Origin of the sequence: Stenotrophomonas sp. 1278 (genome assembly GCF_029892765.1) — a bacterium.
Classification (GTDB): domain Bacteria; phylum Pseudomonadota; class Gammaproteobacteria; order Xanthomonadales; family Xanthomonadaceae; genus Stenotrophomonas; species Stenotrophomonas indicatrix.
This window is the reverse complement of the sequence record NZ_JARXWD010000039.1, coordinates 23960-34168: the sequence shown is the minus strand read 5'-3', so window position 1 is coordinate 34168 and position 10209 is coordinate 23960. Positions and strand designations below refer to the sequence as shown.

Annotated in this window: 6 protein-coding genes; 5 read left to right on the top strand and 1 reads right to left on the bottom strand. The window is 66.4% G+C overall.

The window, feature by feature from the left end; translation table 11 throughout:
• Positions 1 to 588: 588 nt before the first annotated feature.
• From M2299_RS20045 to M2299_RS20025, 5 genes are all read left to right on the top strand, one after another.
• Complete coding sequence (locus M2299_RS20045) at positions 589 to 1980, top strand: NAD-dependent succinate-semialdehyde dehydrogenase (RefSeq protein WP_280884888.1); 1392 nt, start codon at positions 589 to 591, stop codon at positions 1978 to 1980.
• A gap of 75 nt (positions 1981 to 2055) precedes the next feature.
• Positions 2056 to 3696: an acetolactate synthase large subunit gene (locus M2299_RS20040; protein ID WP_280884887.1), complete on the top strand. Its 1641-nt coding sequence runs from the start codon at positions 2056 to 2058 to the stop codon at positions 3694 to 3696.
• Positions 3697 to 4046: 350 nt separating this feature from the next.
• Positions 4047 to 5558, top strand: coding sequence for a lysine--tRNA ligase (lysS, locus tag M2299_RS20035; protein WP_025878944.1), 1512 nt, complete (start codon positions 4047 to 4049; stop codon positions 5556 to 5558).
• Between the two features lie 203 nt (positions 5559 to 5761).
• Positions 5762 to 6907 (top strand): two-component system response regulator, encoded by a 1146-nt coding sequence (locus M2299_RS20030; protein WP_025878945.1) that lies wholly within the window; start codon positions 5762 to 5764, stop codon positions 6905 to 6907.
• Entirely contained in the window at positions 6904 to 9075 is a 2172-nt protein-coding gene (locus M2299_RS20025; protein WP_280884886.1) for a response regulator, read from the top strand. The genes M2299_RS20030 and M2299_RS20025 overlap by 4 nt, the downstream gene beginning before the upstream one ends.
• Positions 9076 to 9189: 114 nt before the next feature.
• Here M2299_RS20025 and M2299_RS20020 read toward each other — a convergent pair whose 3' ends face one another.
• A complete protein-coding gene (locus M2299_RS20020; RefSeq protein ID WP_025878947.1) occupies positions 9190 to 10062 on the bottom strand; it encodes a crotonase/enoyl-CoA hydratase family protein in 873 nt (290 codons plus the stop codon).
• Between the last annotated feature and the right edge of the window lie 147 nt (positions 10063 to 10209).

Below are 10209 nucleotides of genomic sequence, written 5' to 3'. Positions count from 1 at the left end.
GGGGGGGGGGGGGGGGGGGGGGGGGCGCGCGTGTGTTGGGGGGGGGGGGGGGGGCGCGCCCCCCCCCCCCCCCCCCCCCCCCCCCCCCCCCCCCCCGCCCCACCTCTGACAGATTCCCGCTGCTGTTGGTAGGTGTCGACCTTGGTCGACACGTTAGATCCACGCTATGCGTGGATGAAATCTGTCAGATATCGAAATACATCTGGGGTCAGATCCGTTTCCTTCGGAAAGCGGATCTGACCCCAAGAGCCGTTCCAACAGACCGCAGGAATCTGTCGAAGGCGGGGTGGGTCCGGTCGCGGGGGCGTGAGCCGCATGGATGCGGCGACCGAGCTTACATGGACGTACTTGCAGCGTCCCCCGCCACCGGACCCGCCCCGCCATCTCACGGAATGCCGCTGTTGCTGTTGCTTCTGCCGTTGCTGTTGCCTCTGCGGGTGCAGGGCGCAGCCCTGCCGATCAACCCCATTCAGGCAGGTAAGTACAGGTCACAGGATACGCAGACGCCTTGTTGCTGCCATCGATCGGGTCCACATTCGTTGTCAGGAAACGGGCAGCCGCCCGTTGTCGAGACAACAGGAGACCTGCATGTCCGCTTCCCCCGCAGCCCCCGCTGCCATTTCCCGCGATCCGGCCACCGGCCAGCAGATCGCCAGCCACCCTTTCGCAACCGACGCCGAGCTGGAAGCCATCCTCGACCGCGGCCAGACCGGTTTTGCAGCCTGGAGCGCGCAGTCACTGCAACAACGCGCCAGCGTGCTGCGTGCGATGGCTGCCGTGCTGCGCCGCGACCGTGAACCGCTGGCCGCGATGGCCACTGCCGAGATGGGCAAGGTCCAGGCCGAGTCGCTGGCCGAGATCGAGAAGTGCGCGGTGCTGTGTGACTGGTATGCCGACAACGGTGCGGCGTTCCTGCGCGATGAACCCACCGCGGTGGCCGACAACAAGGCCTATGTCTCCTACCTGCCGCTGGGCGTTGTGCTGGGCATCATGCCGTGGAATTTCCCGTACTGGCAGGTGATGCGCGCGGCCGTGCCGATCCTCATGGGCGGCAACGGCTTCCTGCTGAAGCCGGCCGAGAACATCGTCGGCACCGCCGGGCTGCTCGCCGCTGCGTGGCGCGATGCGGGCTTGCCGGACGGCACCTTCATCGCCGCCAACATCAGCCGCGAGGGAACCAGTGCCGCCATCGCCGATGACCGCATTGCGGCCGTGACCCTGACCGGCAGCGTCGCCGCGGGGCGCAGCATCGCCGCGCAGGCCGGGCAGGCGCTGAAGAAGGTGGTGCTTGAGCTGGGGGGCTCGGATCCGTTCATCGTGCTGGCCGACGCCGACCTGGAGGCGGCGGTCGATGCCGCGGTGGCTTCGCGCTTCCAGAACACCGGGCAGGTGTGCATTGCCGGCAAGCGCATCATCGTCGAAGACGCCGTGTATGAGCGTTTCGTGGCGCTGTTCTGCGAGCGCGTGCAGGCGCTGACCGTGGGCGATGGCCGCGAGTCCGGCAACCGGATCGGACCGATGGCCCGGCAGGACCTGCTTGAACAGCTTGATGCACAGGTGCGTGCGTCGGTCGAGGCCGGTGCGCAGTTGCTGGTGGGCGGCAAGCAGCTCGATCGCCCCGGCAGTTTCTATGCACCCACCGTGCTGGCAGGCGTCGAGCCGGGCATGCAGGCCTTCGATACCGAGACCTTCGGGCCGGTGGCGTCGATCAGCCGCGCGCGCGACGCCGACCATGCGGTGGAACTGGCCAACCAGAGCGAGTTCGGCCTGAGCGGCAATCTGTGGACGGGCGACCACGCCCGCGCGATGCAGCTGGCGCGCCGGCTGCAGACTGGTGGCGTGTTCGTCAACGGTTTCTCTGCCTCCGATCCACGCGTGCCGATCGGCGGAGTGAAGAAGAGCGGCTTCGGCCGCGAGCTGTCGCACTTCGGCATCCGCGAGTTCGTCAACGCGCAGACGGTGTGGTTCGACCGCCGTTGACGCGGGCCATCCACCGTTCCTGTCAGCATCCCTGCAACGTTCCATCATCACGCACTGCGAGAAGGACGTCATTCCATGTCCAAGGGTTCCGATCTGCTCGTCGCCGCACTCGAAAACGAAGGCGTCGAGCGCATTTTTGGCATTCCCGGTGAAGAGAACCTCGATGTCGTCGAGTCGCTTCGCCATTCCAGCATCAAGCTGGTCATCACCCGCCACGAACAGGCTGCCGTGTTCATGGCCGCCACCTACGGCCGCCTGACCGGCAAGCCCGGCGTGTGCCTGGCCACGCTCGGCCCGGGTGCACTGAACTTCACCACCGGTGCCGCCTACGCACTTCTCGGCGCGTGGCCGGTGATCATGATCACCGGGCAGAAGGGCATCGTGGCCAGCAAGCAGGCGCGCTTCCAGATCGTGGATATCGTCAGCACGATGAAGCCGCTGACCAAGTCGGCGCGGCAGATCGTTTCGGCGCGCACCATCCCCACCATCGTCCGCGAGGCCTTCCGCACGGCGCTGGAAGAGCGCCCCGGGCCGGTGCTGCTGGAACTGCCCGAGGACATCGCGGCGATGGAGGTCGAGGACGTTGCACTGATCCCGCCACACCCGGTGGATCGGCCGATCGCCAGTCCCGAGGCGCTGGACCGTGCGGCGCAGATCATCCGCGAGGCCAAGCGGCCGCTGCTGGTGATCGCGTCGGCGGCGTCGCGACCGCAGTCCAGCGAAGCGCTGTCGGCCTTCGTACTGCGGGCCGGCATCCCGTTCGTCACCACGCAGATGGGCAAGGGCGCGGTGGCCGGTGGCTCGGGCCTGTACATGGGCACGGCGGCACTGAGCGAGCGCGACTACGTGCACATGGCCATCGATCAGGCCGACGTGATCGTGACCATTGGCCACGAGGTGACGGAGAAGCCGCCCTTCGTGATGCGCGCGGGTGGCCGCACGGTCATCCACATCGGCTACTCGCAGGCCGCGGTGGAGCAGGTGTACTTCCCGCAGGTGGAGGTGATCGGCGATATCGGCCGCTCGCTGACCCTGCTGGCCGACCGTATCGAGGGCAGGGTGGACAACGCCGCTGCACTGCTGCCGCTGCGCGCGACGATCCTGGAGCACATCGCCGATCGCGCCGAAGAGGCCGGTTTCACGCCGCAGCGGCTGGTGCATGACGTGCGCCAGGTGATGCCGCCGGACGGCATCGTGGCGCTGGACAATGGCATGTACAAGATCTGGTTCGCGCGCAACTACCGTACCCAGGTGGCCAATACGCTGCTGCTGGACAACGCATTGGCAACGATGGGCGCAGGGCTGCCGTCAGCGATCATGGCCTCGATCCTGTATCCGCAGCGCCGCGTGCTGGCGGTGTGTGGCGATGGCGGTTTCATGATGAACAGCCAGGAGCTGGAGACCGCGCGGCGGCTGGGCCTGAACCTGGTAGTGCTGATCCTCAACGACGGCGCCTACGGAATGATCCGCTGGAAGCAGGCGGTGGATGGTTTCGCCGACTACGGCATGACCTTCGGCAATCCGGATTTCGTCAAATACGCCGAGGCCTATGGCTGCCAAGGGCACGAGGTGACGGCGATCGAGCAGTTCATTCCGACCCTGGAAGCAGCGTTCACCGCGGGCGGCGTGCATCTGGTGTCGGTGCCGGTGGACTATTCGGAGAACCAGCGCGTGCTGGTGGATGAGCTGCGGCAGGCATTCCCCGGGAACGGGTAGGTGTCGCCCCCCGGAGCCCCGTAGGCGTCGCCCCCCGAGCCCGGTAGGTGTCGACCTTGGTCGACACAGTAGATCCAGACCATGCGTGGATGCCTCCCCATGCCCGGCGCGGTAGAGCGCCAACCAAGGTTGGCGGCTACCAGGGCGCTGGATCGAGGTTGATCGACTGCGGCAGGGGTTCCTGGGAGCCCGGTAGGTGTCGACCTTGGTCGACACGGTGGGCGCCAACCAAGGTTGGCGGCTACCGGAGCAGGGGCGGCCCGAGGCCGGGGCAGGGCGCTTTTGGTATGCTGGGCAACCGGCTGCGCCGGGCGCAACACTCCCCCTCACTACACGATTCCCGCAGATCCATGAGCGAAGCTACTGATACCCCCCCCGTCGACGAAAACAAGTTGATCGCCGAGCGCCGTGAGAAACTCAAAGCGCTGCGCGGGCAGGGGATCGCGTATCCGAACGACTTCCGTCGCGAGGACTTCGCCGGCAGCCTGCAGGAAGAATTCGCCGATGCGGAGCAGTGGACCGCCGAAACCCTGGAAGGCAACGGCCGCCAGGTGAAGATGGCCGGTCGCCTGATGGCCAAGCGGGTCATGGGCAAGGCCAGCTTCGCCCAGATCCAGGACGAATCGGGCCGCATCCAGCTGTTCCTGCAGGGCAGCGTGCTGGGTGATGCCTACACCGCCTTCAAGGGCTGGGACGTGGGCGACATCATCGCTGTCGAAGGTGGCCTGACCCGCACCAAGACCGGCGAGCTGTCGGTCAAGGCCGAATCGATCCGTCTGCTGACCAAGTCGCTGCGCCCGCTGCCGGACAAGTGGCATGGCCTGGCCGACGTCGAACAGCGTTATCGCCAGCGTTACGTCGACCTGATCGTGACGCCGGAGTCGCGCGCGGTCTTCATCAAGCGCTCGAAGATCATCCGTGCGATGCGTGCATGGCTGGACAACCGCGACTTCCTCGAAGTCGAAACGCCGATGATGCATTACATCCCCGGCGGCGCGGCGGCCAAGCCGTTCACCACCCACCACAACGCGCTGGACCTTGACCTGTACCTGCGCGTTGCGCCGGAGCTGTACCTCAAGCGCCTGACCGTCGGTGGCCTGGAACGCGTCTACGAAATCAACCGCAACTTCCGCAACGAAGGCGTCAGCACCCGCCACAACCCGGAATTCACCATGATGGAACTGTACGAGGCCTATGCCACGTACAACGAGATCATGGACCTGACCGAAGGCGTGATCCGTGACGTGGCACAGTCGGTGAACGGCACCACCGTGGTCGAGTGGGACGGCGCCAACATCGACCTGGGCCCGGCGTTCCGCCGCTGGCGCATGGACGAGGCGGTGCGCCACCACAACCCGGAAATCTCCGCGGCCGACTGCACCGACCGTGACGCGCTGCTGCGCCATTGCGAGCGCCTGAAGATCCGCGTCAAGCCGTCCTACGGCTGGGGCAAGCTGCTGCTGGAGATCTTCGAAGCCACCGTCGAGCACACCCTGATCCAGCCGACCTTCATCACCGATCACCCGGTGGAGGTCTCGCCGCTGGCCCGCGCCAACGACAACGATCCGGGCTATACCGACCGCTTCGAACTGTTCGTAAACGGCAAGGAACTGGCCAACGGCTTCTCCGAGCTGAACGACCCGGAAGACCAGGCCCAGCGCTTCCAGGCGCAAGTGGCGGCGAAGGAAGGCGGCGACGACGAGGCCATGCACTACGACGCCGACTACATCCGTGCGCTGGAGTACGGAATGGCGCCGACCGGCGGCCTTGGCATCGGCGTCGATCGCCTGGTGATGCTGCTGACCGGCAGCAGCTCGATCCGCGACGTGCTGCTGTTCCCGTACATGCGTCCGGAGCAGTAACCGGCGTTTTCGGCGTCCGTTTGTGCGCGTCGTCTCGGTTTGAGACGGCGCCATTGACGCATCCCGGACTCGGCGTATCGTTATTGCACAACCTTGACACCGGCTATGGCTTCATGGGGTCAGGGGAGGCCGCGATGTGGAGAATCCGCTTCACATTGTGACGACGATCATGAATCGGGGAGCTTGTGACGGGAGTCGAGCCGATGCAGGGTGCCAGCGTGCACAGCGGCGGGGTATCCTCGCCCGCTGACCTTTCAGCATGGTCGAGAAAGCAGGCAGAGAACGCCTTGAACATCGTCATCGTCGATGACCAGACTTCCGCACGGACGATGCTCCGTCACGTCATCGAGGACATCGCGCCGGAACTGAGCGTGCATGACTTCGGCGATCCGTTGACGGCGTTGGCATGGTGCGAATCGTACCCGGTCGACCTGCTGCTTCTCGATTACCGCATGCCGGAGATGGACGGGCTCGAGTTCGCCCGCCGCTTCCGCCGGCTGCCCAAGCATCGCGATATTCCGGTGATCCTGATCACCGTGGTGGGTGACGAGCCGATCCGCCAGGCAGCACTGGAAGCCGGCGTGATCGATTTCCTGGTCAAGCCGATCCGCCCGCGCGAACTGCGCGCACGCTGCTACAACCTGTTGCAGCTGCGCCAGCAGACCGAGAACGTGAAGCAGCGCGCGCTGTCGCTGGAGCAGCGGCTGCTGGCCAGCATGCACGAGGTGGAGGAGCGCGAGCGCGAGACGCTTTCGCGGCTGGCGCGTGCGATCGAGTTCCGTGATGCCGGCACCAGTGCCTACCTTGAGCGCATGGCGCGCGTGGCTGGCCTGATCGCCGAGCAGCTGGGCCTGCCGGAAGACGACGTCAAGCTGATCGAGATGGCCGCGCCGCTGCACGACATGGGCAAGATCGCCATTCCCGATGCGGTGCTGCTCAAGCAGGGCAAGCTCAATGACGAGGAGCTGGCGATCATGCGACGGCATCCACGCATTGGCCATGAACTGCTCAGTGGCAGCCAGAACCGCTTCATCCAGGTCGGTGCATTGATCGCGCTGCGTCACCATGAGCGCTACGACGGCAGTGGTTATCCCGATGGCCTGGTCGGCGATGCGATTCCGCTGGAGGCACGCATCGTCGCCGTGGCCGACGTGTTCGATGCGCTGATCTCGCCGCGCCCCTACAAGGAGGCGTGGACGATGGAAGCCACCATGGCCTATCTGTATGCCCAGCGCGGGCGCCTGTTCGATCCGCGTTGCGTGGACGCGTTGCTGCGCGGCCGTGAGCAGCTGGAACAGATCTGCGCCGAGCACTCCACCGCCTCTGCACGGCCGGGACTGGGCGCGTGAAACGCCTGCTGTCGCGATTGCGGTTGCGCCTGTCCCAGCGGCAGGACAGCGAGCACGGGCAGCAGATCGTCCGCATCGTCCTGATCAGCCTGATCCTGGCTTACGTGCTGCTGCCTTCGGCGCGGCACGATCTGCCGCACACCCAGTATGTCGGTGTGCTGGCGATCGTGTTGATGGGGCTGAGTCTGTCGCTGCTGTTGTTCGGCTGGCTGCTGTGGCGGCCGCAGCGTTCCGATCCGCGCCGCGTACTGGGCATGCTGGCCGACTACGGCCTGATAGCCGCCGGCATGATCCAGATGGGCGAGCCGCTGTCGTGGGTCTACATCGTGGTGATGTGGGTGACGGTGGGCAACGGCATGCGCTTCGGCAACCACTACCTGTATGTGGCCGTGGCGATGGCGATGGTCAGCTTCGGCAGTACCGCGCTGTCGACCCCCTATTGGCAACAGAACGCACGCCTGGCCATCGGCCTGTGGCTTGGCCTGGCGGCGGTTCCCCTGTATTTTTCCACGCTGCTGCGGCAGTTGACCGAAGCGATGGCCGAGGCGCGGCGCGCCAGCGAAGCCAAGAGTCGATTCCTGGCCAACATGAGCCACGAGTTTCGTACCCCACTCAATGGATTGAATGGCATGACAGAAGTGTTGGCGACCACGCGCCTGGATGACGAGCAGCGTGAGTGCGTGAGTACCATCCAGGCGTCATCGCGCAGCCTGCTGGCGCTGGTCGAGGAAGTGCTGGACATCTCGGCGATCGAGGCCGGCAAGCTGCGCGTGGTCGCCGAGGATTTCGTTCTTTCCGAAGTGATGCAGGCGATCGGCCTGATCCTGTTGCCGCAGGCCAAGGCCAAGCGCCTGGACTACCGGGTGAAGGTGGCCGAGACCGTGCCGCCGACCCTGCGCGGCGACGTCGGGCATCTGCGGCAGATCCTGCTCAACCTGGCCGGCAACGCGGTCAAGTTCACCGATCACGGCCGGGTCGAGATCCGCGTCAGCGTTGTCCACGCCGACACCCAGGGTGGGGTGCGGCTGCGCTTCGATATTCTCGACACCGGCATCGGCGTTGCACCGGCGATGCGTCCGCGTCTGTTCGAGGCCTTCGAGCAGGCCGACGTCAGCATGGCCCGCCGTCATGAGGGTACCGGCCTGGGCACGACCATCGCCAAGGGGCTGGTCGAAGCGATGGACGGCGAGATCGGTTACCTAGACAACCCGCCGCAGGGCAGCCACTTCTGGGTGGAGCTGCCGTTCGCGCCGCCGCAGCCGGTGGTCCCGGGTGCGGTACCGACCCTTGCTGCTGGCGACGAAACCGGTGCCGGCGGCAACGTCATCGCCTTCGCTGATCCGTTCCTGCGCCATCGCGCGCGCGTGCGCAGCATGCAGATCCTGGTCGCCGACGACCACGAGGCCAACCGCATGGTGCTGCAGCGGCTGCTGCAGAAGGCCGGGCACAAGGTGCTGTGCGTCGATGGTGGCGAAGCGGTGCTGGATGCACTGGCTGAAAGCGAGTTCGATGCGGCCATCGTCGACCTGCACATGCCGGGCATGAGTGGCCTGGACATGCTGAAGGAGCTGCGGGTGATGCAGGCTGGCGGCGGCCCGCGCACGCCGGTGCTGGTGCTCAGCGCCGACGTCACTCCCGAAGCCATCCAGCGCTGTACCCAGGCCGGTGCACATGCGTTCCTGGCCAAGCCCGTGGTGGCCGTGCGACTGCTGGACACCCTGGCCGAGATTGCCAACAACGCTCAGCTCAAGGCCAGTGCGCCGCCGATCGTGCGCACCGTCACCAACCTCGATGGCGTGCTCGATACCGGCGTGCTTGATGAGCTGGCGTCGCTGGGAATGGGCGAGGGTTTCGAGCGCGAGTTCATCCGCCAGTGCCTGGACGATGCCGAATCGTGCCTGCGCAAGGCCGAAGGTGATGGTGAAGCGGCACGCTGGGGTGCTTTCCGCGAACAGTCGCATGCGATCAAGGGCGTGGCCAGCAATCTGGGCCTGGTGCGCGCGTCCAACCGCGCCGGTGAGTTGATGCGGATGGCCGACTGGCAGCTCAAGGCCGAATGGCGGCAGCGTCTTGCGGTGCTGCAGGGGGCCATCAAGGAAGGCCGGCAGGCGCTGGATGCGCGCGCCGAACGCAAGGCACGCGGCGTGGCCGACGACGGCGAGCGGTAGAGCCGGGCCTGCCGGGCCTGCCGGGCCTGCGCGGCGGGTTGTCGATAACTGCGCGCCGCATAAAAAAAGCCCGGTGGCCAGCCGGGCTTGAACCCTGCGGGGGAGGGGAACGTATCAGGCCACATCCAGATTGGCGCGTCGGGTCTGCGCTTTGATCAAACGGTCCATGGTGCGCAGCGAACGATCGCCCAGGGCCAGTGCCGAATCGACCCAGACCTTGGTGATTTCCAGCAGTTCGTCATAGCTGACCGCCTGTGCCAGGTTGCGCGCGGCGTTCATTGCCAGGTACGACTGCGGCAGGCGCTGCTGCTGGCGGATCATCTCTTCGACCGCGCCGCGGCCTTCACCTTTCCTGACCAGCACGTCGACCACGCCCATCGCGTGCATCTCCTCGGCGCTGTAGATACGGCCATCGAGGATGATCTTCTCGGCCAGCTGCGGCGCCACCCGGCGGCACAGGAACGAGTAGGCGCCCATGCCCGGGAACAGGCCGAACAGCACTTCGGGCAGGCCCATGCCGCACCCTTCCTCGGCCACGATGGTGTGGCAGGCCAGGGCCATTTCCAGGCCACCGCCCAGCGCATCGCCCTGGATCAGGGCGATCGAGCGGACGTCGCCGCCGAAGCCGGTGTGCAGGTGGTGAACGCCCTCCACGCAGCGTTGGGCGTAGGTCAGCAGCAGGTCGCGGTTGCCTTCGCGGATCAGGCGGGTGAACAGGTCCAGGTCGCCGCCCAGGTTGTAGGCGGCGGCGTCGGAGGCCAGCACGAAATGGCGCAGCTGGCCGCTGTGGCGCTGCGCCGGCCCGCGGGTGATGGCGCTCATGTAGCTCCACATCTCGTCCAGCATGTCCTTGCGGCAGCAGGGACGCACGCCGGTGGAGGCATCGGCGTGCATGAACAGCCAGTGTGCGGCGCCGTCGGCGCTGTCCTGGGTGCGGATGGTGGCATAGGGCGAGCCGCTGCTTGGCAGCTTTTCGATGGTACTCATGGAAGGGTCCTCGGCGGTGCGGCCCGCAGATCAAGGTGGTGGCCGGCGGGCCGAACGGTCCACTCACGCGGCGATGCTACACCGGCCCCGGGCCGGCGCATGCGAAAAGGCCCGGGTCGTTGCCGACCCGGGCCTGAGCGCGTTCAA

Coding starts and splice junctions, on each gene's coding strand:
- M2299_RS20045 (WP_280884888.1), top strand. CDS start 589: ATGTCCGCTTCCCCCGCAGCCCCCGCTGCCATTTCCCGCGATCCGGCC.
- M2299_RS20040 (WP_280884887.1), top strand. CDS start 2,056: ATGTCCAAGGGTTCCGATCTGCTCGTCGCCGCACTCGAAAACGAAGGC.
- lysS (WP_025878944.1), top strand. CDS start 4,047: ATGAGCGAAGCTACTGATACCCCCCCCGTCGACGAAAACAAGTTGATC.
- M2299_RS20030 (WP_025878945.1), top strand. CDS start 5,762: ATGCAGGGTGCCAGCGTGCACAGCGGCGGGGTATCCTCGCCCGCTGAC.
- M2299_RS20020 (WP_025878947.1), bottom strand. CDS start 10,062: ATGAGTACCATCGAAAAGCTGCCAAGCAGCGGCTCGCCCTATGCCACC.